Source organism: Bifidobacterium apis, from assembly GCF_036986835.1.
Classification (GTDB): domain Bacteria; phylum Actinomycetota; class Actinomycetes; order Actinomycetales; family Bifidobacteriaceae; genus Bombiscardovia; species Bombiscardovia apis_A.
The window spans coordinates 846047-872319 of record NZ_BTXD01000001.1 but is presented as its reverse complement, the minus strand read 5'-3'; the positions used below and the strand labels follow the sequence as shown (position 1 = coordinate 872319).

Below are 26273 nucleotides of genomic sequence, written 5' to 3'. Positions count from 1 at the left end.
TCAGGGCAGGACGGTGGAGTCGGGGCCGGAGCGAATCACGGTGGTGGTAGGCATGAGCCCGTCAGGGGCCATGACCGCCAGACCGGCCAGGCCAGCCTGGTTGACTGCGTCCACATTCAGGCGTGCATTCCAGATCAGCCGGGAAGAGGCATGCCCAGAGTCCTCATTCAGTCGCACGGCGGCTACTTGGTCGCCCAAATCGTGAGTCGAAAGCTCGCTGGCTCGACCTGCCTCAACAGTCAGCGAGCGCTCTTCCAATTTGTTGCCCTTCTCGTCGAAACCAACCAGTTCGGCCTTGACCGGATCAGCCGACGGGTTGACCAGGGTCAGCGCAGCCTGGGCAGGCTGGGATATGGTCAGGGCCGAAGAGGCGGCAGCAGTTCCCGCAGGAATCAGAGCCAGGTCGGACTGCGACTGATCCTGACTGCCCTGGGTGGTCACCTGCAGGACTGCACGGACAGGCCGATCGGCATGTACCTGCAGGGCCAGCTTGCCGTCAGGCACGCCACCCAGGTCCACCGCCGTGGCCTGAGAGCCCTGCAGATCCACGCGCCGCAAGGATTGTTGACCGCCTTCATCCACCCAGGACAGGTCCACCGCCGTGGCATGGGAGCCCTGCAGAAGCAGAGTTGCCTGGTCTGCACCTCGCAGGCCGGGAATGACCAGATCACGACCGGGAGCCGGCAAGGCGGTCACCTGATCCGACCCGCGTGGATCAAACCCAGACATGACATTGACGGAGACCGACATGGCCACCGGGGCCTGGGAACTGCGAGCCCGGACGTAGATGGCCTGCTGGCCAGGAGCCGCCGCAGACAGGTCATATGAAGCATGGCCGCCAGGCGCCACTGTCATTGTCTTGCCGGTCTCCAAAGACAGGTGGCCCGAGGAGTGCGAACCCTGGACCTCGATACTGATCACCGTGGCCTTGGATGACGGATTGTAGGCCACCAGCCGTTGGGTGGTCCCTCTGCTGGTGGCGGGCAGCAGGAAGTCCGCATTCATGACGGCCCGGGGGCAGGCCAACGCCTGAATCCCCCTAAGATCGCCCTTGGTGGCCCATGAGACCATGCCGACGGCAGCCCCCGTGCCCGGCTGGGACTTGAGCATCCTGGAATCGAAGGCAGTGGCCGAGGCCCCAGGATCGAGCGAGGCGGCCATGGCCTTCTGCCCGTCCAGGAGATCAGGATCAGTCACCGTGGTGCGTTGCCCTCCCCCCATTGGGGTCAGGCTGGAACTGCCGATGGCTCCAAAGGCGGCGGCGGTGACACGGGAGCTCAGATCGCCCTCCGATGCCTTGAACTGGTCATCGCCGACCTTGTCCTCGTCCGCTACCGCCATGCGAGCCGGGCAGTAGGCCGCCACCTCCCGCTGGCTGACGCGGCTGGCCACAACAGTCGAGCCCTTGGCACCATCAGCCAAGGAGGCAGGGGGCGTCCAGATCAGCAGAGCGGCGATCAAAACCGCCACCAGGGGCACCGTGACCAGAGCGGCCACCAGGGATCCCTTGCTTCGTGCACTCATAGTTGCTCCCCTCCGAAGTAGCTCGGACGCGGCAGAGCCACCAGGCAGTATCCCAGCAGGATCAGGCCCAGGGTCCACAGCCAGGCCCTCCTCCAGGTGCTGGTTTCTGCTTGGGTGACCCCAGTCATGTCAACGCCCACATCCTTGCCTGACTGCGAGCTCAAACGGAAATAGGTTCCCTGGGCGTTGGCCACCACCTGCTGGGCGCCATCGCTGGCGGTGATGTTGGACATCAGGTCATCGTTGGGCGTGGACCCCAAGCCGACGGCTCCGGAACGGTCGACGGGCACATAGATTCCGCCAAAGCCCAGGTCGGTCACCGCGGCTATGGCATTGGAGTCGGCATTGGCCATCAGAGACGCCGCCGAATGCGAGAGGACATCCTCACCGGTCATCCGCCCGCCGTTCACCCTCTGTACTTGCAAGGCAGGCGAGGCATCAATCAGATCCCCTCGTGAGGTGTGCAGACCGGTATAGGCCACGCGGCCATGGGAGGGCGAGGTCAGCACCAGCACCCGATGGGATGGGTCCTTCTCCAGGTAATCCACCGCCACTGCAGGAAGCTGCCGGCCGTCGGCGGACAGAGGGCCGCCGACAGGCGCAGCCAGACCGGCCGCTGCCACGCCTGCAGTGACCAGGGCCAGGAGCAGGCCCAACAGGAGTCTCAAAACCCTTCCGCCACCATCGACTGCAACTGCTGACGTTGGAGAGGACTGCGCAGGGGGCAGGGGCGGACGATCAGCATCGCCATCAGGGACCTGATCATGGCCAGGAGCCAGGGGCGAGAAGGGACGGACGGCCCTGCCAGCCAAGAGGCCCAGACAGGTCAGCAGCCCCATGAAGGCCATCATCATGCCGGGCAGGACCGAACCAGCCACTGGACCGGTTTCGTCCAGACCGGTGCAGACCGCCTGCGAGACCATCGCCAGAACCAGGCCCAGCAGGACGTCGATCCAGAGAATCCTGGCCGCCTTGAGCGCCCGAGGCACAACCAGGGCAACAAATGCCAGCAGGGCCACCGTCAGCAGGCAGCAGACCAGCGTGGCCGGACGCCAGAGTTCAGGCCGCCACCTGATAGGCCAGAGGGCCGAAACATCCAGGCCCAGCAGACTGGACAGCAGTTCCCCCAGACTCCCGGTCCTGGGCCGGCCAGTCAGGTCTGCCGAAGGAACCATCAGGTCTGCGAAAAGCTGCCTCCAAAGCCCATCCTTGGCATGATGCAGGGAATTGACCAGGGTGGGCGCCAGGGCCAGCACCGAAGGCAGAGGCATCAGCAGCAGCATGATCCTATGGGAGGGCACCAGGCAGATCGCCATGATGAAGAGAGGAATCATGGCCATTATGAGCTGAGGCTCGGCTGCCAGGACCGGCAGGAAGCAGATGGAGGCCAGAGCCGCCTGCTGCACCGAAGCCTTGGGGTGTACGGGAGCCTCGGTCTGGTACAGCCCCACGGCCTTGAAAACGAAGGCAAAGGCGACAGGCATGAAGGCCATGACCGTCAGCATGGGCAGCTGCATGCTGTCCACAATGCCCAGGGCGAATGCCAGACAGGCCCAGAGCAGTCCCAGCAGGGCGCGGATGGGGTTGGACCTGGTGACCACGCCGGCCAGGGCCCAGAAAGACAGGGCGGCCAGTCCCGTCTCCGCCAGGAGCATCAGGGCCATGGCCTGGGCCACATGACCGCCGGTCAGCAGGGCAAAGGGCAGAAGCACCAGGAGGAAGGGAGCAGGAACCACGGGCTGTCCCACGCCTCCGGCCCAGGACCAGGAGGTCGTGGCCGCCGCCAAGAGACGGGACCAGTCAGATCCTGACGAGGGCAGGGAGGGAGCATGAATGGCACCTCCCGAGAAGATGGCACGACAGAGTGGCCAGTGGGTGGCCACCAGGGCCACCAAGACCGCTATGGTCATCCCTGAAGCCCAGGCCAGGCGACGCAAAAACTGCTGTCGCAGATGAGCCAGAGCCAGGTGGCTGAGCATGGGATGTTCCTGCTGGTCGTGGAAGGCCTGCCTGCGCTGCCGCCACTGCCGGATCTGCTGACTGTTGGCCTGCAGAATGTCCAATCGGCGGGGACCGCCATGGCAGGCGGAAGTCAGACGACGACGCATGGTCAGCAAGGCTGCAGGACGGGCCAGGATCCGCCAGGGCGCGCACAGGCGGCAGAGGGCCCGGTAGGGTCGCTTGCCGATAAGATCAACCGCCATGAACCACAATGCCGCCAGAACCCGCCAGAGCCAGACCAACGGCCACCAAGGCAGGGCAAAGTCGGTCAACAGGTAGCGTTCCCGAGCCAGTATGGGACCCATGGAGGCATCCAAGCAGTGGTCAGACGGCACCGGCCGTCCATTCCGGTCACGCAATCCGCTCATCCGGGCGCTGGCATGGGCCATGCGAACGCTGGGCACCACCACCACCCGTCCCCCCGACAGGCAGATGCGACGGCAGAGGTCGTCGGCCTGACCGAAAGTGCCGGCCCAGACGCCTGGTCCACCCAGGTCCTTCATGGTCTGCATGGGCACCAGGGCGCCGGCCAGGCTCACCGCAAAGACATCCTGACGCGCGTCATACTGCTCCTGATCGGGCTCGCTATCCACTACCAGGCTCACCGTCCGGTGATGGTAGGCATACCGACCCACGTCCCGCAGACCCTCGCCCTGCCAGTCATACTGCTTGGCACCCAGCAGAGAGGCCGTGGGATTGCTGTGCCAGGTGTCCACAAGCTTGTCCAGACAATGATTATCCAATGGACGGCAGTCGTCGTGCAGAAGCCAAAGAGCGCGGATCCGACCAGGCAGACGGGCATAGCCAAGCGCCTTGTCCACGGCATCGCCAAAAGAGGAGGCGCCTCGGGCGCGAACCACCTGCACCTCCACCCGCGCGGGTCCGTCCACCGGGAACTGCGCATAGAGAGGCTCCACGGTGGCCCCCGAGCAGTCGGCGATTACCAAGACCCTGGGCAAGAGGCTCTGTCGCAAGAGGGCACGCAGGGTTTCGGGCAGGTAGGTCAGGTCATGCTCGACAGTGATCACCGCCGCCACGGCATCCTCAACATGAGGGCTGGCGGCAGGCGAACATTCGTTCATGACTGCAGAGAGGACCTGCCGAACATCCTGGGCTTGAGGTGCGACGAAACTCATGCGTTCCAGTCTACGCAATCCAGGTCACCGGATGCCTCGCTCGGGCACCTGCGGCGATTCAGACCTGACGCTGCGCGCGCATCCTCTTCTTGTAACGGCGGCGCTCCCGTTCACTCATGCCGCCCCAGATGCCAAAGCGCTCGTCGTGTTCGACCGCCCAGTCCAGGCACTGCTTTCGGACGGTGCAGTCGGCACAGACCCGTTTGGCCTCCTGGGTGGAGCCTCCCTTGCCCGGGAAGAATGCCTCCGGGTCGGTCTGTGCACAGAGCGCCTCGCTTCGCCAGGATGGCCCGATGTTGACTTCGAACCATTGCATCAGCGGCGTCAGCCTGTTTTTAGTTGTATTGCTGTATCGAGTGTCTACAAAACCACTCATAGCGACCCCCCAGTCCCTAGTGTGTTTTACACACTTTTATTACAGCCGCTGCGGGGGTCTTCTGTCAACCCCCAAATGACTGCAAGCGCAACTTAACAACACGTGGAGGAGACCGTATCGCCCGAAGAGGAGCTGCGGATGGGGGGTCAGACTATACTGTGACTGGTTCAAGCACGCGCCAGCGCCATCCCGGTTCTTCCTGCCGGAATGGCCCCTACAGCGACAGCCGATGAGGAAGGCATACCATTGACGTCCCCAACCAGAAAGATGGGACTGCCCAACATCAAGGCGGGCAGGAACGGCAAACCCCAGCACAGCGACGGGTTCCGCAGCAGCCACTCCCTGCGCACGGGCATCTGTCTGGCCCTCACCTTCGTTCTTTGCTTCCTGGCCTCGACTGTGGCAGCCTTCTGGACAGACATCAACGGGCACATGCACGTGCTCGAGCCCATCAACCTGACCCAGGCCTACAAGGCCCCGGAAGACATCTACAAGGGCAAGACCCTGAACGTCCTGGTGCTTGGCCAGGACACCCGCGACGGCAAGGGTAACTCGGAGGTCGGCGGCAGCGGAGACGGCCTGGAGGAGAACCACCAGTCCGACACGGCCATGGTGGTCCAGATCGCGGCCGACCGCTCCTATGTGAACGTCGTCTCCATCCCCAGGGATTCCATCGTGAACGCCCCAGCCTGCGTCACCAGCAAGGGTGAGACCATCCCGGCCCGCCGTCAGGTCATGTTCAACTCCATCTTCGCTGAGGGCTACAACCAAGGCGGCGATGCGAATTCGGCCGCCAGCTGCTCCCTGGCTGCGGTCCGCTCCCTGACCGGCCTGGACATCCAGCAGTTCGTGGTGGCCGACTTCAACGGATTCAAATCCATCATCGACGCCCTTGGCGGGGTCGACGTATGCATCCCCAAGGACACCAAGGACAGCTACACCGGCATTGACCTGAAGCGCGGTCTGCACCATCTGGACGGGACCCAGGCCACCGAATACGCCCGCATGCGTCATGGCACCGGCGCCGACGGATCGGACATCATGCGCACCACCCGCCAGCAGTACCTAATCAAGAGCCTGGTCAACGAGGCCAGGAACGTCGATATCTATTCAGACCTGCCCAAGGCCTACCGTCTGGCCACAACCTCCATGTCAACCCTGCAGCTGAGCGAGGGTCTGGGCAGCTTCCAGACCCTGCTGGGGCTGGGCAACTCGCTCAAACACATAGACACCGCGCACATCTACGCGCGGACCATACCAGTCAAGGAATGGTCCCAGGACCGCTACCGGGTGGTCTGGACCGAGCAGGCCGAAACCATCTGGCGCCTGCTGCGCCAGGGCAAGCCCTTGACACAGGCCAATGAGGAAGCTGAAGAAGCCTCCTTGTCAAGCACCTCCTCGTCAGATAATCAGACCCGAGGCACCCAAAGGGCGCAAGGCAAGGCTCAAACACGGAGCAGGAGCTCTGAGACACAGTCCTCCTCCACCCAGTCTCCCTCCGCCTCCGCCACCGCTCTGCCCGATCCGGACCCGCGCACGGGACTGATTACCATGCCCAATAAGACCCTGATTGATCCGAGCACAGGGGGGATCGTCGACCCGAATGACGGGACCATCAAGGATGCGAACACCGGCCAATACATCGGCATGGCCGACCGCTACCTGTTCGCCACGGTCTGTGCGGTTCCGGCACAGAGATAGCCGATTTACTTCCTCGGGTCGTTCAGGCATGCTATTGCTTGCCTAGTCAGTCAAAGCTATGGAGGTTGAAGGCATGCGGACTGGTTCAGACCAAGGCGGACAAGAGCAGGAGCCACCCAGCTTCATGCCCTCCAGGCATCGTCGTCCCGAAACCACTTCCGGCGCCCCCGCCGCCTCTGCCAGGCACAGCCGCAGACAGCAGGAGCTTCCAAGCTTTACACCCTCCTCAGGCGGCGCGACTCAGCCGACGCAAGTCGGCAGGACCCGGACAGCCAGACGCACCAGCGGCTCCTCGCGGACCACGCCCAGACCAGCGGCCCAGCCTGTTCCCAGTGGGAACGGCTGGGGTAACGGCGGTGGTCGAGGCAATCGGGGCTTGCGTTCCGGTACCGCCCTGGCCCATAAGCATCCAGTGCGCAGGTTCATAGGCATACTGCTGCTGATCATCCTCTTGGCTCTGGTCGTACTGGCAGGCGGCGGGTGGTTCTGGATCAATGCCAGGCTCAACCGCGAGCAAATGCTGACGGACGCTCCAGGCTCTGGGGCCACCACCTGGCTTCTGCTGGGGTCGGACCAACGTGACGGATCCCCAGGGGCCGGCCAGGATACCAGCATCACCGGTTTCCGTACCGACACCATCCTGGTGCTGACCAAGCCTCGGCACGGAGCAGCTTCACTGATCTCAGTCCCCCGCGACTCCTTGGTCAAGGAGGACGGGAGATACATGAAGATCAACGCCGTTGCATACACCTCGGGCTACCAGTCCCTGACCAGCCAGATCGAGGACATCACCGGTCATAAGGTCGACCATGTGGCCCTGATACGCTTCGGAGGCTTGAGCAAGGTGGTCGATGCCATGGGTGGTGTCAACCTCTGCTATGACGCGGATGTCAACGACCCCAGATCAGGCATGGTCTGGTCCAGGGGCTGTCATCAGGCCGACGGCGGCATGACCCTGGCCTTCACCCGCATGCGTTACTCGGATCCCAAGGGTGACTTCGGGCGGGCCGAACGGCAGCGTCAAGCCATCTCGGCCATCACTACCAAGGCCCTGCAGCCTTCGGTCCTGCTCAACCCCGTCACGGCCGGTAAGGTCCTTTCGGCAGGCCTGGATTCCCTGGTGGTGGATGAGCGGGCCAACGCCATAGACCTGATACGCATGGTCCTGGCCTTCCGCAGCGCCAGCAGCCCAAAGGGAGTCACCGGGAGCCTGTACTGGACCAATCCCAACTACTTCCCCAACAGGCGGGTCGGTTCCACCGTTCTACTGAATCAGGCCCGTAACACCGAGCTGTTCGACCAGCTGGTCCAGGGCAGTCACGAGCCGGGCACCGTCGGCGGCAACTGATTGCACCATCCGGCAGTCACCATCCACATTCGACCACATACCTAGTTCGCCCTGGCATTCAAGCACCAGTTCTTTCATGCTGGAAGCATGACCAAGGCCCATTCGATAGCCACTGCACTCCCCTCGTCGGTGACAGTCGGCCAAGAGACCTCTAAGAAGGTCGAGAGTGACCATCCGCGCTCTGCCAACAAGAGCAGAGTCCAGGTCGCTCTGACCCTGGTTGCCCAAACGGCTCCGGCCCTGGCACAGGCGGGCATGATCTGGTACGTGGTCGGCCAGGGCCGCTGGATGCTACTCCTCCTTTTGCTACCCAGCCTGACCGGCACCCTGGCCATGGTGCTTCTAAGCCTGCTGCGAGCGCATCGTCAGCCATCACCCCCTCCCCCTGCCCGCACACAGTTGGTATACAGCCCAGCATCGGATCGTGCATCACCATCGACAACCACTGGGAACCAGATCGAGCAAGACTTGGCTCAACTGGTCTCCGGCCCGGGCCCTCAGCTGGAGTCCCGACTGTTAGGATCAAGGACTCCGGGAGCACATGGCCTGCTCTGGCAGGGCATTGTCCACTCCTGGCTTGCCGCATCCGGTCCTACAGCGCCGGCAGTCATCGGCATCCGTCCTGATCACAGCCCGCTGGTCATCGACCTGCCGCGCGACGGACCACACGCGCTGGTGGCTGGCACCACCGGATCAGGCAAATCGGTCTTTCTGCAGACCTGGTGTCTGGCCCTGGCCGCCAGCCAGCCGCCGGACCGGCTCAATCTGGTCCTGCTGGACTTCAAGGGCGGTGCCGGGTTCGGCCTGCTGGCCCGACTACCGCAAACCGTGGGTTGCGTGACCAATCTGGATCTGGACCGGGCCACACGGGCGCTGAACGGACTTCAGCGTGAGCTGGAACGCCGCCAGCGCCTGGTCGCCGGAGCAGGAGTGGAGGACACTGCCCTGATGTCCGATCCGCCGGCACGCCTGGTGGTGGTCATCGACGAGTTCCAGGCCCTGCGCCAACTTCTGCCCGACTATCTGGACAGGCTGACCTCTTTGGCCTCCCAGGGCCGGTCCCTGGGCATGAACCTGGTGGCCTGCACCCAGCAGACAATGGGGCAGATCAGCGCCCAGATGCGGGCCAACATGAACCTGGGCATCTGTCTGCGGGTGCGGGATCCCCTGCAGTCCAGGGAGCTGCTGGGCTCCTCCTGCGCCACGGCCATCGACCCCGCCCATCCTGGTCTGGGCTTTCTGGAGCAGGGTCGGGGCCCCCAGGCCTTCCGCACCTGCCCAGCGGCCGATCCGCAGGCCCTGGTGGACCAGATCGTCAAAGCCAGTCGCTTCTGCGGCAGCCGACCGCCGGCACCGCTCTTCTCCCCTCCCCTTCCAGAACATGATCCGGCCTACGGAAAGATCATCTGGAAGTCGGGACGGCCTCTGATACCCCTGGGACGCACCGACGACGGGGTCCTGCTCCACCTCTATCGCCTGCCACTCAAAGGCCATACGGCTCTGATCGGAACTCGAGGCCGAGGCAAGAGCACCCTGCTGGCCCTGCTGGCTCGTTCCCTGCTCACCCTGATGCAACCGGGAGCCCGACCAGAGCCCGACTTCGACCTGCGTATCACCCGCCGGACAGGCCACGGCTACAGTAGCCGGGATTTCCCGGGTCCGGTGCCCGCACCGCCTGGAGGTGGTCACAATGGCAGTCGAGGGTTGGTCTGGATCCTTGACGATGCACAGGACCTGCTGGATCCGCTCTGTCAGGATCCTCTGGCCCCTCTTCTGCAGGAGGCTCTGGGACAGGAGGGAACTACGGTGGTTCTGGCCGTGGAGACGGCCAGTGCCCTGCGCAGACCTGAGCGTTTCAGCCGTCGCCTGGTGTTCCCCTGTGGCGAACGAGGGGCTGACCTGGCAGCCGGCATCCCCGCCGATCAGCTGGCCACCCTATCCTCCCGAGCCAGCGCCATTCCTGGACGGTGTCTGGTCCTGGAGGCAGGTCTCGCCATTCCGCTACAGGTGTTCTCTTTAGCCGTAAAACAAACGGACCCTTGAAAAAAGTCACTCATCGTGCTTATCTTGCATAGGGTAGTGATAAAGCACCGATAAAAACTTCTTGGAGGCTTAGGTAGATGAGTAATGCGTTTGATTGGCGCGCTAAGGCTGCTTGCCGTGACAAGGACCCTGAGCTGTTCTTCCCCGTCGGCAACACAGGTGCAGCCTATCAACAGATCGAGGAGGCCAAGGCCGTGTGCCGGACCTGCAAGGTCATTGACGCCTGTCTGAAGTGCGCACTGGACACCAATCAGGATTACGGCGTCTGGGGCGGACTGAGCGAAGACGAACGCAGGGCTCTGAAGCGCCGGGCCATGCGTGCGCGCAGGTCCCAGGCCATGCAGATGCAGTCCTGAATCTTCCCGATTGCGCCAAACAGCAGAGGGGCGACGGCTTGATGCCGTCGCCCCCTTTCTTTTTCCGAAACGTACCCCTTGCTACAAGCTTCCCGGCATCACACGTCCTGGGCCACTCGCAGCTTGATGTTGATGACCACCCGGGTGCCGCCATCCCGACGGGGCTCCCACTTGACCGTGCCGCCGAAGTCGTTGGTGACGAAAGTGTTGATGATCTGTGTCCCCAGACCGGACCCGGTGGAACGAGCCTGGCCCTGATCCGACTCGGTGCTGTAACCGTTGCCGTCATCCTCGACCACCACGTTGAGGTTGTTGCCGCCACGGCCCACCGATATGGTGATATGCCCCTCGTCACGGCCCTCAAAACCATGCTCGACCGCGTTGTTGACCAGCTCGGTCAGCACCAGGGACAGAGGTGTGGCATCCTGGGCAGGCATCATCCCGAACTTGCCCACGTAGGAGATGGTGATGTGCTGGTCGCTGGTGGTGGCCAGGTCCACGCTCATCTTCAGCAGGTTGGCGATCACTTTGTCGAAGTCCACAATCTCGTCGGCGGTCTGGCTGAGCCCCTCGTGAACCACGGCGATGGTCTGGACGCGGCGCTGGGCCTCCTCCAGCTCCTTGCGGACCTCCTCGGATTTGGTGCGCCTGGCCTGCAGTCGCAGCAGGGCCGACACGGCCTGGAGGTTGTTCTTGACCCGGTGGTGGATCTCGGAGATGGTGGCATCCTTGGTCCGCAGCTCCTTCTCCCGGCGGCGCAGCTCGGTCACGTCCCGGCAGAGCACGATGGCGCCCGTCCTTCCCTGCTTGCCGTACAGGGGCAGGGAACGCATGGAGACGGCCGACCCGTTGGCGTCCAGTTCCGAATCAACAGCCGCCTTGCCCGACAGGACTAGCGGCAGGGAGTCGGGCACCGGATCGTTCTCCTTGAGCAGGGAGGTTCCGATCTCGCTCAGGTACTGGCCGATCATGGTCTCCACCGAGCCCAGTCTGCGGAAGCAACTGATGGCGTTTGGAGAGGCGTAGCGCACCACGCCGCTTGCCGTCAGCACAAAGAAACCGTCGGCCACCCTGGCGTTGTGCCGCTGGTTGAGCACCGAATCCGCGTAGGGGAACTCGCCGCGGGTGATCATCTCGAAGAGCTCCTTACCCGCGTTGATGCTCTCGCTCTCGTAACGGCCGTTGGACTCGCGGGTGGCCATATTGGTCTCGCGGACCACCAGGCCCAGGGTTTTGCCCTGGTGTCGGATGGGAGCGTAGACATCGCAGACCGTGGCGCGGCCGATGGTGCGCAGCTTGTTGGACCGCAACACCCCCTTGGACCGCATGGCAGCCTCCAGCTCCTCACGTTGATCCGCCGGGAAGTGCTCCCCCACCACATCCTCGGTCCGCAGGGACATGACCGTAGAGGGCCGGCACTGCTCGGCCACGGTGAACTCCCCCTCGCCCGTGCGCAGGAGGAGCAGCAGGTCGGCAAAGCTCAGATCGGCGATGACCTGCCAGTCGGCCACCAGGTGGTGGAGCCACTCGCGGTCCTCCTCATTACAGTCGTCACAGGATGCCAGAATCTCGGAAAAATCAGCCATGCCCCCATCATACAAAGGGCCCTCGGAAGCGGACAGGCGGGTCATGCCAAGGGCGATGATGACATGCGCGTCCAATACATAGGTCTGCGGTAGGGTGGTTGACGGATGTTTCGCCCCGGCGACCGGACCCGACAGGCCCGGACCAGTCAGGGGCCAAGGGAGGGCCATGGCAACCAGGACCAGCGAGGACGGCAGACCGTCCGAGGATCAGGAGGTCGATCCCGATCTCGAACGCCGCCGCCAGCAGCGCCGCCAGGAGCTGACCTACCTGCGCAAGGACGCAGAGGTGGCCCACGAGGCCCATCTGCAGGCCAGGGCCGACGCGGTGCGCGCCAAGGCCAAGGCCAAGGCCGCGCGGATCATGGCCAAGGCTGAGATCAAGGCCTCGAGGATTGAGGGCATCCCCGACATGGAGATCGAGCGCAAGGTCCGCCTGGACGTGCACGGCCGCCCCAAACCCCTGCTGCGTGGCTGGATCCACGCTGTAGCGGCCCCGCTGGCCCTGGCCGCCGGCATCGTGCTGATCTGCCTGGCCCACGGCACTGGTCTCAAACTGGCCTGTGCGGTCTTCATGGTCGCCTCGCTGGCCCTCTTCGGCAACTCGGCCCTCTACCACTTGGGCGACTGGACCCCGGGGACCACGGATGTGCTGCGCCGCCTGGACCATGTCAACATCTTCCTGCTCATCGCCGGCACCTACACGCCGATCTCCTTCGCGCTGGACCCCTTCTGGCGGCGGATCATCATCCTGGGCATGTGGGGGGCCAGCCTGGTGGCCATGATCGTCCACGTCTTCTGGATCGATGCTCCCCGCTGGCTCTACACCCTGGTCTACGTGGTCTTCGGAGTCTCGGGCGTGGGCTTCCTGAAACTCTTCTGGGACTCCCCCATGGCCGGTCCGCCGGTGGTGTGGCTGATCGTGGCCGGTGGCCTGGCCTACATCCTTGGGGCGATTGTCTACGGTCTGCGCCGGCCGGACCCCTGGCCCCGGGTATTCGGCTTCCATGAGATCTTCCACTGCGGCACGGTCATCGGCTACGCCTGCCATATCGTGGCCATCTACCTGGTGGTCTGCAATCTGCGCTGAACAAATGGCCAGCCTGGCGGTCTTTTCATCAAGCTCCGCCCAACAAAGACCGTCGGTCTGCCGTACGAATCAAGCGGTCGCCCATAGAGCGGTCTCTTATAGAAGAAGCCGCCCTCCGTCGACCATGGCGGGGAGCGGCTTCATTCAGGCCGGGCTGGGATGGTGAGGGGTCGTCCCGCTACTTGAGGGGCTGGGCATCCTTGACGGTGACCGAGATGTCCTTGCCATTGGGAGCCTTGTAGGTCACGGTCTGGCCCTTCTTGGCGCCCATAAGGGCCGCGCCGATGGGCGACTCGGGGCTGATGACATCGTAGTCGGTGGCCACCGTCAGATCCCTGGAGCCCAGCACATAGACCATTTCGTTGCCGGCCATGGTCAGGGTCACCAGGGAGCCGTTGCCTACCGTGCCCGCCTTGGGGGCCTTGAGGATCTTGGCGTTGCGAAGCTTGACGATCAGCTCGTTGATCCGCCCCTCGTTCTTGCCCTGCTCCTCGCGGGCAGCCTGATAGCCGCCGTTCTCGCTCAGATCACCCTCGGCCCGAGCCGCCGCGATGCGTTCGGTGATCTCGTCGCGGTACTCGCCCTGACGGTGGTCAAGCTCCTCCTTCAGCTTGTCGTAAGCGGCCTGTGTCAGCAGAATCGTCTTTTCCTCAGCCATGTGATTCCTCCTTGTTTGATGCACTTGTCTCGTGGCCCGACCTGAACTGCAAAGTCAAGGGTATGAAAAAGGCGCCGGCCCTCACCGGCGCCTGGAGACCTTTGTCTACCGTGTCGATATGATGTCAATCACGAAAACCAGGGTATCGTCGCCGCCGATGCCCGCCTGGGGCATCCCCTGACGACCATATCCGTACTCCGGCGGAATGGAGACCACCAACCTGGACCCCACGTTGTGACCGGGCACCGTCTGGTCCCAGCCGCGAATGACCTGCCCCACGCCGATGCCGAAGCTGGCCGGCTGATGACGCTGGAAGCTGGAGTCGAAGACCTGATCCGAACCCCAAACGACGCCGTGATAGTTGACGGTGACGGTATCGCCCTTGCGGACGACAGGCCCGTCCCCCTCGACCAGCTCCACGGCGCGCAGCCCGCTGGGTGCCGGACCATGGAAGGTTATGGTCGGCGTGGCGCCGAATTCGGCGTTCACCTCGGGCATGGATTGGTCACTCATGACAACTCCTTTGGTTTTCTTGCGTACCAGAGTATCGGTTCGTCGGCCGGGTGACAAGTTGCGACACTGCCGTCCAAGCCGATGAGGCCTTGGTGCCCCGGGTGGGAATCGAACCCACAAGCCGGTGAAGGCGGCGGATTTTAAGTCCGATGCGTATACCATTTCGCCACCGGGGCCGGAACCCATAACGCCTTAGTATATCATTCGCGCAGGAGGGTCCGACCGTAGTCCAGGACCAGGCCGTCCAGGAGGCCGTGCTCGCTGGCCACATAGGTTCCCGAAGCCAGCGCACTGGGACTGGCCCGACCGAGACGCTCCAGCAAACGGCTCCAGATCAGGGCACCGCCGCCGATCACATCCACACGCCCGGGATGGATGGCCTTGAGCTCCCTACGTTCCTGCCGGCTCATGTTCAGCACCTGGTCGTCAACCCGGCGGGCCGCATCGACCGGAATGGACCGGCCATCGACAGCATGGCGATCGTAGACCTTGCATCCCAGGGCCAGTGCGCTCATGGTGGTGACCGTGCCGGAGACCCCGATCAGACTGCCTACACCGGCTACAGGGACCTGGTCGAAGGCCCGGTCGATCCAGCCGTCAACATCCTCAAGTGCCTGGTCGATCTGCTCCTGGGTGGGCGGATCGTCCAGCAGATGGCGCTCGGTCATCCGCACGGAGCCGATGTTCATGGAGTAGGAGGCCTTGACCTGGTCGACAGGCAGATCGCTCCCGTCCCCGCCCAGGACCAACTCGGTGGAGCCGCCACCCAGGTCGACCACCAGGTAGGGCGCAGGTGGCATATCGTCACTGCCGCGCTGCTCAAGCACGCTGACCGCGCCCAGAAAACTCAGGGAGGCCTCCTGGGAGCCACTGATGACCTCGGGCGTGACCCCCAGGATGGAGCGCACACCCTCTTCGAAACTTTCTCGGTTGTCGGCATCCCTGGTGGCCGAGGTGGCCACAAAGCGCAGGCCATCCACAGGGTGCTCCTGCAGCTGCCGGGCGAAGAGCCGACAGGCCTCAAAGGCACGCTCAAGGGCCTGGTCGGAAAAGCGGTGGTTGCGGTCCACGCCCTCCCCCAGCCTGATGACCCGCATCAGCCTGGGCGCCACCGGATGGAGCCCCTGTCGGTCCACCCGGGCTATCAGCAGACGTATGGAGTTGGTGCCGCAATCCACGCCCGCCACCGTCACCTGATCCATGGAAACCCCCTTCATTGCCTCTCCTGCCGGTTCTCTTGTTGGGATGTCCCGGTCCAGGGCTGGGCACACCTGCAGACCTGCGGATCGAACACCCGACGCACCAGGTCCAGGACACGGTCGCCCAGTGGATTGATCCCAGAGCCCATGACCAGGGACTGTGCGGTCAGAGCATGTAGACACTTGACCCGCTTGGGCATGCCACCGGCCGAGATTCCGGCGATGTGCCCCTCGTCGTCGCCCAACCGCCGGGCCAGGGCAGAACGGAAGGCCAGATAGAGCCCATGGGCCCTACGGTAGGCGCTGGCCAGGTCCGCATCCGAACCCAGCTCGGTATTCCAGGCGGCCATGACGCCGTCGGCCTCCAGCCGGGAGACGGCCTTGACGGCCTCAGGGCTGGTCAGATAGCAGGTGGTCGGAAAGGGCGTGCCATCCTCCAACTGGGGCCGGGTGACCACAGCCAGCGGATTGCCGCAGACGCAGCGGGCGCCCACGGCCACCATGCCCCTCGGATAGCGGCCCAGCTGCCGGTTCACGACGGCTACCTGCTCCGGTGTGGCCGGAGTCGCCAGAAGCTCCTGGACTCTATCTCTGACCGCTGCCAATTCCCGGTCGCCGACCAGGCTGGAGACTTCAGGCTCGACCCGGGCCTTGTCCCCGCCTTGGGATTCCACTGCTGCCTGGGGCCTTTCCTGGGCCTTGATCACGCTGTCCTCATCTTTCCTGATTCTTTGCTGCCGCTAAGTTCATCAACCGTCGGGGTTCACTGTCCTCCCCCGCCCTTGGATGGAGAGGGGCCGTCGGAGCCACCTGGACTGTTGGAACCAGCTGGGCCAGCCGATCCGCTCGGACCGGCTCCGTCGCCAGGATGCTGATCCGTGCCCCCCTTGCTCCTATTGGCCGACGGATCCCGGTCGGCCTTGGCGAAGGAATAGGCCATCTCCTGATACCAGGGCAGGGAGTTCTTCCTGGGAGCCCGAACCCCCTTGCTGTCGGCCTGGTCCTTGTCCTTGCCGCCCGTAACCGCCTCCGGATGCAGGACCCTGATGGCCTCCTCGTCGGGGAAGACGAATCCCAGCCGATCCCGGGCCTGTGCGGTCACATAGGCCTTGTCGTCCCAGCGCCGAATCTGGTTCTCCAGGTCACGCTTGTGCTCGACAAGCTGGGCCTGCTGGTTGCGCAGGCCGTTGAGCTCGGAAAGATTGATGGCGTAGGCGTGGAAGGTGGAGACCAGCTGGATCAGACCCAGGGCCACGATGATGACCGCCACAAAGAAGGTGATGGGTCCCGACGACCGCCTGCTTGTCCGCCGGTCGGTGCCGTCACGTCTGTTCTTGGCCATACCCATAAAAATACCCGCGGCAGCCGACGCGGACCGCCACGGGTGAAAGACTTCACGGTCGGGTCAAAACCTGCAGGGGGTCCGGCCCGACCGGCAAGACCTTACTTGGTGTACTTCTTGCAGGCCTTGAAGGCGCTGTAGCCGGCGTACTCGGCGGTGGAGCCCAGCTCCTCCTCGATCTCCAGCAGACGGTTGTACTTGGCGATGCGCTCGCCACGGGCCGGGGCGCCGGTCTTGATCTGGCGGGTGTTCTTGGCCACGGCCAGGTCGGCGATGGTGGTGTCGGAGGTCTCGCCGGAACGGTGGGAAACCATGGAGGTGAACCCGTTGGCGGTGGCCAGCTCGATGGCGTCCAGGGTCTCGGTCACGGTGCCGATCTGGTTGAGCTTGACCAGCAGGGAGTTGGCGGCCTTCAGGTCGATGCCCTTCTGCAGTCTCTTGGGGTTGGTCACCAGCAGGTCGTCGCCCACGAACTGCAGGCGGTCGCCCATGGCGGCGGTGATCTTCTGCCAGGCGCCCCAGTCCTCCTCAGCGAAGGGATCCTCGATGGAGACCAGCGGGTAGCGCTCGACCAGGCCCTGGTAGTAGTCCAGCATGTAGTCGGCGTCGCGGTCCTCGCCGTCGAAGTGGTACTTGTCGGTGTCCTTGTTGTAGAACTCCGAGGAGGCCACGTCCAGGCAGAGGCCGATCTGCTTGCCGGGCTCGTAGCCGGCGGCTTCAATGGCATCGACGATGTACTTCAGGGAGTCCTCGTTGGACTTCATCTTGGGGGCAAAGCCGCCCTCGTCGCCCAGGCCGGTCTCGTGGCCGTCCTTCTTCAGGATGCCCTTGAGGGTGTGGTAGACCTCGACGCCGGCGCGCAGGGCCTCCCGGTAGGAGTCGAAGCCGTAGGGGGAGATCATGTACTCCTGGATGTCGGTGGCGAAGTCAGCATGGGCGCCACCGTTCATGATGTTCATGTTGGGCACGGGCAGGATGTGGCCGTTGGTGCCGCCCAGGTAGCGGTAGAGAGGCAGTTCGGCGGACTCGGCAGCCGCATAGAGCGCAGCCAGGGAGACGCCCAGGATGGCGTTGGCGCCCAGCTTGCCCTTGTTGGGGGTTCCGTCCAGATCAATCATGGTCTCGTCCAGGGCGCGCTGATCGGTGGCGTCCATGCCGATGACATTGGGAGCGATGGTCTCATTGACCGCCTTGACGGCGTCCAGCACACCCTTGCCCTGATAGCGCTTCTTGTCGCCATCCCTACGTTCCCAGGCCTCGGCCTCGCCGGTGGAAGCACCGGAGGGAACCAGACCACGCCCCTCGGCGCCGTCCTCGGTCTGCAGAACGACCTCGACGGTCGGGTTGCCACGGGAATCAAGAATTTCGCGCGCGAACACGCTTTCAATTGCTGCCACAACTGCTCCTTCAATAAGTTGTTGTGATGTCTCTTACAGGATACTAGTTTTGTTGGACGGGCGCGGGACCCGCTGGCGTGCCATCGTCCGAGGACTTGGGCAGCCCCCAGGCCAGGTCGTCCAGCAGGGTGTCCACCCAGGCGGTCATGGCCGCCGAATCCATGGGTCCCGAACCCAGGGAGCCCGCGAAGGGCGCTGGGATCAGCAGGGTCTGCGTCACCGGACGGTACTGGCTGCCCTTGTATATTCGTGCGATCCTGGCCTGGAGGGAGTCGGGCATGGTCACAGGCCTGATCCGTACCCGGGAGCCTTGGGAGGCGATCTCCGAAATGCCCAGGGAGCGAGCCTTGGCCCGCAGCCTGGCCACCGCGAAGAGGGTGTCGAACTGGGCCGGCGGACGTCCGTATCGGTCGGTCAGCTCCTCGTGCAGGTCGCGCAGATCCTGCTCGTTGCGGGCCGAGGCCAACTTGCGGTAGGCCTCCAGACGCAGCTTGTCCGAGTCGATGTAGTCCACCGGAATGGAGGCCTCCAGGGGCAGGTCGATGCTGACGGTGACCGGCTCGGTCCGCCCGGGCTCCTTGTACTCCTCCACCGCCTCGGAGACCATGCGCACGTAGAGGTCGAAGCCGACCCCCTCGATGTGGCCGGACTGCTCGTCGCCCAGCAGGTTGCCGGTGCCGCGCAGCTCCAGGTCCTTCATGGCCACGTCGTAGCCGGACCCCAGGGCCGTGTTCTGGGCGATGGTGGCCAACCTGTCGTGGGCGGTCTGGGTCATGGGCTTGCTGGGGTCGTAGAGGAAGTAGGCGTAGGCGCGCTCCCGGCCACGTCCCACCCGGCCGCGCAGCTGGTGGAGCTGGGAGAGCCCGAAGCGGTCGGCCCGGTCCACGATCAGCGTGTTGGCGTTGGGGATATCCAGTCCGGTCTCGACGATGGTCGTGCAGACCAGCACATCGATGTCCCGGTGCCAGAAGTCGCGGATGACCCCGTCCAGCTGCTTCTCCCCCATCTTGCCGTGGGCCACGCCCACCTTGGCCTCGGGGACCAGGGTCTGCACCTTGGCCGAGACCTTGCCGATGTCCTCCACCCGGTTGTGGATGTAGAAGATCTGGCCCCCGCGCAGGAGCTCGCGGCGAATGGCCGCAGTCACCTGGGCGTCCTCGTAGGCGCCCACATAGGTCAGCACAGGCAGGCGGTCCTCGGGGGGCGTGGCCAGGGTGGACATCTCCCGGATGCCGGTCACCGCCATCTCCAGGGTGCGTGGAATGGGCGTGGCCGACAGGGACAGGACGTCCACGTTGGTCCGCATGGCCTTGAGGGTCTCCTTGGCCTCCACGCCGAAGCGCTGCTCCTCGTCCACGATCATCAGGCCCAGATCCTTGAAGCGGATGCGCGGGTTGAGCAGCTTATGGGTGCCGATGACCACATCCACGGCCCCGCTGGCCAGGCCCTCCATGGTGGCCTGGTTCTCCTTGGCGGTCTGGAAGCGGCTCATGGCGGCCACATCCACCGGGAAGCCCTCGAAGCGCTCGGTGAAGGTCTGGTAGTGCTGCTGGACCAGCAGGGTCGTGGGTACCAGGACCACCACCTGCTTGCCGTCCTGAACGGCCTTGAAGGCGGCACGGATGGCTATTTCGGTCTTACCGAAGCCCACGTCCCCGCAGATCAAACGGTCCATGGGCACCGGCTTCTCCATATCAGCCTTGACTTCGTCGATGGCGGTCAGCTGGTCGGGGGTCTCCTGGTAGGGGAAGGCGTCCTCCAGCTCCTTCTGCCAGGGGGTGTCCGGGCTGAAGGCGAAGCCCTTGGTGCGCTGCCGGGCCGAGTAGAGCTTGACCAGGCCCTGGGCGATCTTGTGGACGTGCTTGCGGGCCTTGGCCTTGGTGGCCGACCAGTCGGATCCGCCCAGCTTGTTGAGCCTGGGGATCTCGGCGCCGATGTATCGGCTGACCTGGTCCAGTTGGTCGGCCGGTACGAAGAGCTTGTCCGGTGGGGCGTTGCGCTTGGAAGGGGCGTACTCCAGGACCAAATACTCCCGGCTGCCCTTGCTGGGGCCCACGCCCACGCTGCGCTGACGCATGCCCAGGAAGCGGCCGATGCCGTGCTGGTCGTGGACCACGTAGTCGCCGGGCTTGAGCTCGTCCAGGTCGATGGCCTTGCGCCGACGGTTGGAGGTCTTGCTTCCGGCGGCCACGCTGGTACGGCCGGTCAGGTCACGTTCGGTCAGCAGGGCCAGATGGGCGGACTGGTCCACGAAGCCGTCCACGGCCAGGGAGCGGTGGTACTCCACCCCGACAACGCCAGTGGTCTGTACGGCCCGGCGCAGACGGCTCAGCGTCCCCTGGGCCGGAGCGGTCACCACAACCCGGTCGCCGCGCTCCAGCAGGGAGGCGATGCCCGAAGCGGCCCGATCCTCGTCGCCGCGGTACTGGTCCGGAGCCAGGGCATCCAGACGCTCGGCCCCCTCCCGGTCCGGGTCCACCGACAGGTCGGTCAGCTTCCAGACCTCCCCCTTGCGGTACTCCAGGGATGAGATGACCTCGTCGTAGTCCAGGAAGCTGGCCCTGTCGAAGCTGATGGGCGCGCCCGAGCCCTGTCCTGAGGCGGCCACATGCCAGCTGGCGGCCAGGAACTCGTTGGCGGTCTTGACCAGGTCCTGGGCGGAGCGGGCCAGAAGCTGCGGTTCCGACAGCAGAATCAGAGCGCCCTCGGGCAGCATGGACCCCACCGGCACCAGGTCGTCGACCAGGGCAGGCAGAAGGGATTCCATGCCCTCCACCGGAATGGCCTGGGCGATGGACTCCAGCATGTCGTCGGCGTTGGGGATGCTCCCGATCAGGGAGCGGGCGCGGGCCCGGACCTGGTCGGTCAGCTGCAGCTCGCGGCAGGGCGGCGCCCAGATCCGATCCAGGTCGGGGCCGTAGGTGCGCTGGTCGGAGGCGTGGAAGCTGCGGATGGTGTCCACCTCGTCGCCGAAGAACTCGATGCGCACCGGGTGGGCCATGGTGGGGACGAAGACATCCAGGATACCGCCTCTGACGGCGAACTGGCCGCGCTCCATGACCAGGTCCACCCGGGTGTAGGCATTGCGGACCAGGGCTTGGACTGCCTGATCCAGGGGCAGCTCCTGGCCGCGCAGGAAGACCAGGGGCTCCACATCCTGCAGGCCTTTGACAACCGGCTGCAGCAGGGAGCGCACAGGCATGACCAGGATGCGGATGGGTCCGAAGTCAGGGTCGTCCTGGACCGGATGGGCCAGGCGCCTGAAGACGGCCATCCGGGAGGCCACGGTGTCTGCCCGGGGCGAGAGCCGCTCGTGTGGCAGGGTCTCCCAGGAGCGCAGCAGAGCCACATCATCCGGGTCGCCCTCATACCAGGAGCGGATGGCACCGGTCGTCTCCTGGGCGTCACGCTCGGAGGGGACGACCAGAACCACCGGGGCACGTCCGGCTGCTGCGGCCGCCAGGGCTGGCCTGATGCCCTGGGGAGCCTGGACCATGAGGGAGGTGTCGGTGTCGGCAGCAGGCTGGGAGTCTCCTTGGACCAATCCGGTAAAGGCAGCATCCGCCTTCAAGTCGTCCAGGAGGGGACGCAGGGACCCGTTCAGCGATTCCTGGGGCTCCGCCTTCTGGGTATGCTCATCGACCATTGAACTGCTCCTGAGCCTGGCTGAGGCCCTTGGTGATCACGGTTTCTGCGGCATCCGCACCGTCGGCCAGGAACTCAGGCAGGCGTTTGCGCTGATCGCCGACAAAGGTGCCCAGGACCCAGTCCACAGTGCGGCGGTGGGCGTCCGTTCCCCTCCGGGCATGCCCCACGCCCATACGGACCCGGGCGTAGGCGTTGCTGCCCAGGGAGCGGTCGATGGAACGGATGCCGTTGTGCCCGCCCGAGGACCCGCCGGCCTTGACCTTGATCCGGCCGAACTCCAGGTCCATGTCGTCATGGATGACCACGACCCGGCCAACGGGTATGTGGTAGTAGGAGCAAATGGAGGCCAGGGCGTCGCCGGAGTCGTTCATGAAGGTCAGCGGCTTGGCCAGGAAGAAGGGTATGCGCCGTCCGTCAAGGTCCAGGGTGCCACGGCCCAGTTGGGCCAGACCCTTGTGGTCGCGCAGGTTGACCGACCATCGTTCGGCCAGCAGATCGGCGCACATGAAGCCCATGTTGTGCCTGGTGCCCTCATACTCGTCACCCGGGTTGCCCAGTCCGGCTATCAGCCAGAAATCGGATGCCATGTAGGTGATACCTCCTGCTCTCGAACGGGACGGTGAGATTCTACACAGGCTCCCCGACCCCTTTACGCTCAAGGGACAGACTCCAGTAGGAGACGTCATGCAGGACGAACCTGTCCCAGGCGGCCTGGGACAGGAGGCCGAAGCGGCTGAACCCGAACCGCTGCAGCAGGGCCTTGGAGGCCGAGTTGTCATCGAAGATGATGGCCACGGCCAGACGCATGCCCTCCTGCTGGGCGCGCTCCAGCAGGGAATGGACCATCAGGGCCCCCAAGCCCCGGCCACGGCTGTCGCGGTCCACGTAGTAGCCCAGCTCACAGGTCTCCTGGTAGCCGGTCCGGTCGTAGTAGGCCGACAGGGAGCCGAAGGCCAGCACCTTGCCCTCCTGCTCCAGGACCAGGACCGGATGGCCCTGGTCCGGCTCGTGGCCCAGCCACCACTGCAGGCGCTGGTCCAGGCTGACCGGGGCCGTATCCGCTGTGGAACCACCGTCCATGACCGCCTGGTTGTAGATGGCGGTGACCGCCTCCAGGTCCCCGCGACGGCAGAGCCGGATGCGCGGGGTGGCGCTCACTTGTTGCCGCCCTCCTGGTCGGAGGCCTCCTTGAGGGCTTCGCGCAGGCGGTTCTGCGCCTCGCCGTAAGCGCTGAAGTCGCCCTTCTTCAGGGCGGCATCGCCGTCGCTCATGGCCTGGTTGGCCTTGTCCAGGGCCTGTTTCAGGGCCTGCCCTCCTGTCGCCGACGCCCCGCTGGACCCGGCGGTCTTATCCGGGGCCTTATCGGAATCAGGGGACTTATCGGAATTGGTGCGTCCGGTATTGTCGGCATCACCTGCCGATGCGCCCGAGTTGCCCTGGAAGGTCTTGTCAAGGGCCGCATCCAGCGTCGCTGAGGAGGAGACCTTATCTCCGAAGGCCACCAAAACCCGCTTGAGCAGGGGGAAGCTGGTGGCGCCGCTGGACTGCACGTAGACCGGCTGGATGTAGATCAGTCCGCCGCCTATGGGCAGGGTCAGCAGGTTGCCGCGTTTGACCTTGGTGGACCCGGACTGGAGCAGGTTGAGCTCGGTGGAGACCGCAGCATCCGAATTGAAGTTGTTCTGGGCCTGCCCAGGGCCGGGCACATTGGAATTCTTGGGCAGCTCCATCAGCCGGATGGTCCCGTAGTCCGGTCCTATCACCCCCTTGGTCGACCCGGCGTCGGAGTCCACGGACAGGAATCCGGTCAGGATCTCCCTGGTGGAGGTGCCGGCGGGGATGAAGGTGGAGGTCAGCGAGAAGGCGGGCCTGTCGGTCCCCGGGGTCTGTAGGGTCAGATAGTAGGGAGGCTGCTTGATCCCCGCTGTCTGCTCCTTGCTGCTCCCGGTCGGATCCACGGGGGTCTGCCAGAAGTCCTCGCCGGAGAAGAACTGGCTGGCCGAGTTGACGTGGTACTGGGAAAGGAGCTGGCGCTGCACCTTGAACAGGCTCTCCGGGTAGCGCATATGGCTCATCAGGTCGCCCGAGATGGACGAGAGCGGCTTGAACTGGCCGGGGAAGACCTTCTGCCAGGCCTTGAGCACCGGATCCTTGGCATCCCAGGCATACAGATCCACCGAGCCGTCGTAGGCATCGACCGTGGCCTTGACGGAGTTGCGGATGTAGTTGGCCTTCTGGGAGCCCAGACCCTTGACTGCCTCGGAGCTCAGGGTGGTCGTGTCCTGGGTGATGGGACCCAGGTCCACCTTCTGGGAGTAGGGGTAGGCGTCGGAGGTGGTGTAGCCGTCGACGATCCACTTGACCCTGCCGTCCACCACAGCCGGGTAGACGCGCCCGTCCAGGGTCAGATAGGGGGCGATCTGGGCCACCCGCTCCTTGGGTGAACGGTTGTAGAGGATCTGCGAGTCGGGGGTGACGCGGTCCGAGAAGAGGATCTGGTCGGATCCGAAGCGGATGGCGTAGAGGACCCGGGCCAGGAAGTTGCCCACCGAGGGGCCGCCGTTGCCCTTGAAGGTGTTGGTGGCTCCCTTGGAACCGGTCGGATAGTCGAACTCCCAGCCCGATGAACCCTGTGGCGCGCCGACGATGGAATACTCGGGTGCGTTGGGCGAGAAGTAGATTCGCGGCTCGTAGTGCTGGCTGTCGGTCAGCTTGCCCTTGGTGGGGATGTCCTGCTCGAAGAACTCGGGCTGCCCGTCAGGGGTGACCTTGTTGCCATAGGCGGCCACGATGCCGTAGCCGTGGGTGAAGACCGTGTGGTCATTGACCCAGTTGCGGTTGTCGTTGCCCTCCAGGTCCAGCTCGCGAGCGCCGATGACCGTATCCTGGCTGACTCCGTCGATGTCGTACTTGTCGACGGCCAGGGTGTCCTCGAAGGTGTAGTACTGCTTGGACTGCTGCAGCTGGCGGAAGGTGGGGGAAACCACCTGGGGGTCCAGCAGACGAATCTGTGCAGTGGTCTCCGCATCACGGGAGAGGGCGCCCGACTGGACCTCGGTGGTGGCGTCATAGGCCTCGGTCTTGAGCTTGTCAAGCCCATAGGCCTTGGTGGTGGCCGCAATGTTGCGCTGGATGTAGGCGGACTCCATCTCCTGGGCATTGGGGTTGACCCGGAAGCGCTGGACCAGTGCCGGCCAGAAGACGGTCAGCAGCAGGGACAGGACGATGGTGACGGCCACAGCCAGGACGGGCACCCGCCACTGCTTGACGGCCGAACCGAGCGACCCTGCATGGACACGGCCGGGTTCAAGGGTGTGTGAGCACAGAATCCATACGGCCAGGATGATGCCCAGCAGGGCCATGACCACGGACATGATCAGGGTGACGGGGATGGCCGCCTTGACCGAGGTGTAGGAGGCGCCGGTGATCCGATCGCCCTCCTCGGTCAGCCTGCCGAAGACGCCCAGGGCGGTGTCACCGGCCCAGACCAGCATGAACAGGACCAGCCAGACGGCCACCTGGCGACGGGCGGGACGGGTCATCTCCAGAATGCCGCGTCCATGCACGGGCATGGTCAGCCGAATGCCGCCCATGAGGAAGTTGGTGACCAGACTGAAGACCGTGGCCGCCAGCAGCATCATCAGCAGGGAGGAGACCAGCAGCTGCAGGCCGGGCAGGATGAAGACGTAGAAGCCGTTGTCCAGGCCGAACTGGGGGTCACGCACCCCGAAGGACTGGGCATTGAAGAGCAGGAGCACCTGCTTCCAGTCGGCGTTGAACTGGAAGCCGAAGAAGACACCGACGACCAGGGAGACCACCACGGCCACCTTGAGGGCCCTGCTTGAGGAGACCCCCTTGCCGACCTCGATCAGATCACCCTTGACCCTGATGGTGGACCCGTCGGGCGAATCGGGACGGCTACGGATGGCCAGTATGGCCGAGAGCAGGGTCACCGCGGCCAGCAGCAGGGCGTAGGCCAGCCATAGACCCACCTTGATGCCCAGCTGGGTCCAGACGATCTGCGCGGCTCCCAGCTGGGAGAACCACATGACATCGGTGATGAAACGGCTGAGCGCGAACAGGAGCAGCAAGACGACCAGGACGACGGCCACAACCACCGCCAGGATCCGCGAGCCCCGGGAAGGCCCGTCACTGCCCTTCCTGCGGGAAGTCAGCCGGGGATCACCTGGTCCGGGAAAGCGGAAACGAGGCGTACCGCCGCCCTCCTGGCCGGGAGCCTCCCCATCGGTTTGCACGTGCAGGATGACCGGGTCGTCTTCATTGCGACGCCGGCCTGGTCCTCCTGGACCGCCCATAGGGTCGAACATGGAACCGAAGAAATCGAAGAATGACATGTA

At 64.6% G+C, this 26273-nt stretch carries 19 protein-coding genes and 1 tRNA gene; 5 read left to right on the top strand and 15 right to left on the bottom strand.

The annotated features are described in order from the left end of the window. From AACP62_RS03570 to AACP62_RS03560, 3 genes are read right to left on the bottom strand one after another with little or no spacing between them, the layout of a single operon-like run. On the bottom strand, window positions 1-1524 hold the full coding sequence (locus tag AACP62_RS03570; RefSeq protein ID WP_339346368.1) for a DUF5719 family protein: 1524 nt from the start codon (window positions 1522-1524) through the stop codon (window positions 1-3). Further along, complete coding sequence (locus AACP62_RS03565; RefSeq protein ID WP_339346366.1) at window positions 1521-4661, bottom strand: glycosyltransferase; 3141 nt, start codon at window positions 4659-4661, stop codon at window positions 1521-1523. Before AACP62_RS03565 ends, AACP62_RS03570 begins: the two co-directional genes overlap by 4 nt. A 58-nt stretch (window positions 4662-4719) precedes the next feature. After that, window positions 4720-4977 carry a WhiB family transcriptional regulator gene (locus AACP62_RS03560; RefSeq protein WP_029678496.1) on the bottom strand — a complete coding sequence of 86 codons (258 nt, stop codon included), beginning with the start codon at window positions 4975-4977 and terminating at the stop codon, window positions 4720-4722. Window positions 4978-5304: 327 nt separating this feature from the next. Between AACP62_RS03560 and AACP62_RS03555 the strand changes: the two genes are divergently transcribed. The 4 genes from AACP62_RS03555 (at window position 5305) to AACP62_RS03540 (ending at window position 10485) form a co-directional block, all read left to right on the top strand. Beyond that, complete coding sequence (locus AACP62_RS03555) at window positions 5305-6738, top strand: LCP family protein (protein ID WP_339346364.1); 1434 nt, start codon at window positions 5305-5307, stop codon at window positions 6736-6738. A 73-nt stretch (window positions 6739-6811) separates the two neighbouring features. Next, window positions 6812-8086, top strand: a complete 1275-nt coding sequence (locus tag AACP62_RS03550; protein WP_339346362.1) for an LCP family protein — start codon at window positions 6812-6814, stop codon at window positions 8084-8086. Window positions 8087-8173: 87 nt separating this feature from the next. Continuing rightward, window positions 8174-10129 carry an FtsK/SpoIIIE domain-containing protein gene (locus AACP62_RS03545; RefSeq protein WP_339346360.1) on the top strand — a complete coding sequence of 652 codons (1956 nt, stop codon included), beginning with the start codon at window positions 8174-8176 and terminating at the stop codon, window positions 10127-10129. A 77-nt stretch (window positions 10130-10206) separates the two neighbouring features. After that, complete coding sequence (locus AACP62_RS03540) at window positions 10207-10485, top strand: WhiB family transcriptional regulator (protein WP_015021978.1); 279 nt, start codon at window positions 10207-10209, stop codon at window positions 10483-10485. 98 nt (window positions 10486-10583) lie between these two features. On the opposite strand, the gene AACP62_RS03535 is transcribed toward AACP62_RS03540, so the two are convergent. After that, on the bottom strand, window positions 10584-12071 hold the full coding sequence (locus tag AACP62_RS03535; protein WP_198179860.1) for a sensor histidine kinase: 1488 nt from the start codon (window positions 12069-12071) through the stop codon (window positions 10584-10586). Window positions 12072-12237: 166 nt separating this feature from the next. Between AACP62_RS03535 and trhA the strand changes: the two genes are divergently transcribed. Then, complete coding sequence (trhA, locus tag AACP62_RS03530; protein WP_339346355.1) at window positions 12238-13158, top strand: PAQR family membrane homeostasis protein TrhA; 921 nt, start codon at window positions 12238-12240, stop codon at window positions 13156-13158. A gap of 178 nt (window positions 13159-13336) precedes the next feature. Here trhA and AACP62_RS03525 read toward each other — a convergent pair whose 3' ends face one another. The 11 genes from AACP62_RS03525 to AACP62_RS03475 form a co-directional block, all read right to left on the bottom strand. Beyond that, window positions 13337-13816 carry a GreA/GreB family elongation factor gene (locus tag AACP62_RS03525; protein WP_024627331.1) on the bottom strand — a complete coding sequence of 160 codons (480 nt, stop codon included), beginning with the start codon at window positions 13814-13816 and terminating at the stop codon, window positions 13337-13339. 105 nt (window positions 13817-13921) lie between these two features. Further along, a complete protein-coding gene (locus tag AACP62_RS03520; protein WP_024627330.1) occupies window positions 13922-14329 on the bottom strand; it encodes an FKBP-type peptidyl-prolyl cis-trans isomerase in 408 nt (135 codons plus the stop codon). Window positions 14330-14419: 90 nt separating this feature from the next. After that, a tRNA-Leu gene (locus AACP62_RS03515) sits at window positions 14420-14505 on the bottom strand. 24 nt (window positions 14506-14529) lie between these two features. After that, window positions 14530-15531 (bottom strand): Ppx/GppA phosphatase family protein, encoded by a 1002-nt coding sequence (locus tag AACP62_RS03510; RefSeq protein WP_045936140.1) that lies wholly within the window; start codon window positions 15529-15531, stop codon window positions 14530-14532. Window positions 15532-15542: 11 nt separating this feature from the next. Then, entirely contained in the window at window positions 15543-16235 is a 693-nt protein-coding gene (locus AACP62_RS03505) for a DUF501 domain-containing protein (protein WP_418904371.1), read from the bottom strand. Window positions 16236-16291: 56 nt separating this feature from the next. Continuing rightward, window positions 16292-16876, bottom strand: a complete 585-nt coding sequence (locus tag AACP62_RS03500) for an FtsB family cell division protein (RefSeq protein WP_339346349.1) — start codon at window positions 16874-16876, stop codon at window positions 16292-16294. A gap of 95 nt (window positions 16877-16971) precedes the next feature. Beyond that, window positions 16972-18267 carry a phosphopyruvate hydratase gene (gene eno, locus AACP62_RS03495; protein WP_024627326.1) on the bottom strand — a complete coding sequence of 432 codons (1296 nt, stop codon included), beginning with the start codon at window positions 18265-18267 and terminating at the stop codon, window positions 16972-16974. A gap of 43 nt (window positions 18268-18310) precedes the next feature. After that, window positions 18311-21913: a transcription-repair coupling factor gene (mfd, locus tag AACP62_RS03490; RefSeq protein WP_339346343.1), complete on the bottom strand. Its 3603-nt coding sequence runs from the start codon at window positions 21911-21913 to the stop codon at window positions 18311-18313. Further along, a complete protein-coding gene (pth, locus tag AACP62_RS03485) occupies window positions 21903-22502 on the bottom strand; it encodes an aminoacyl-tRNA hydrolase (RefSeq protein WP_045935483.1) in 600 nt (199 codons plus the stop codon). Before pth ends, mfd begins: the two co-directional genes overlap by 11 nt. A gap of 40 nt (window positions 22503-22542) precedes the next feature. Beyond that, the gene (locus AACP62_RS03480) at window positions 22543-23073 is read right to left on the bottom strand and encodes a GNAT family N-acetyltransferase (protein ID WP_339346338.1); all 531 of its coding nucleotides are present in this window, start codon (window positions 23071-23073) and stop codon (window positions 22543-22545) included. Next, window positions 23070-26270, bottom strand: a complete 3201-nt coding sequence (locus tag AACP62_RS03475; protein ID WP_339346337.1) for a UPF0182 family membrane protein — start codon at window positions 26268-26270, stop codon at window positions 23070-23072. Before AACP62_RS03475 ends, AACP62_RS03480 begins: the two co-directional genes overlap by 4 nt. Window positions 26271-26273 lie beyond the last annotated feature (3 nt).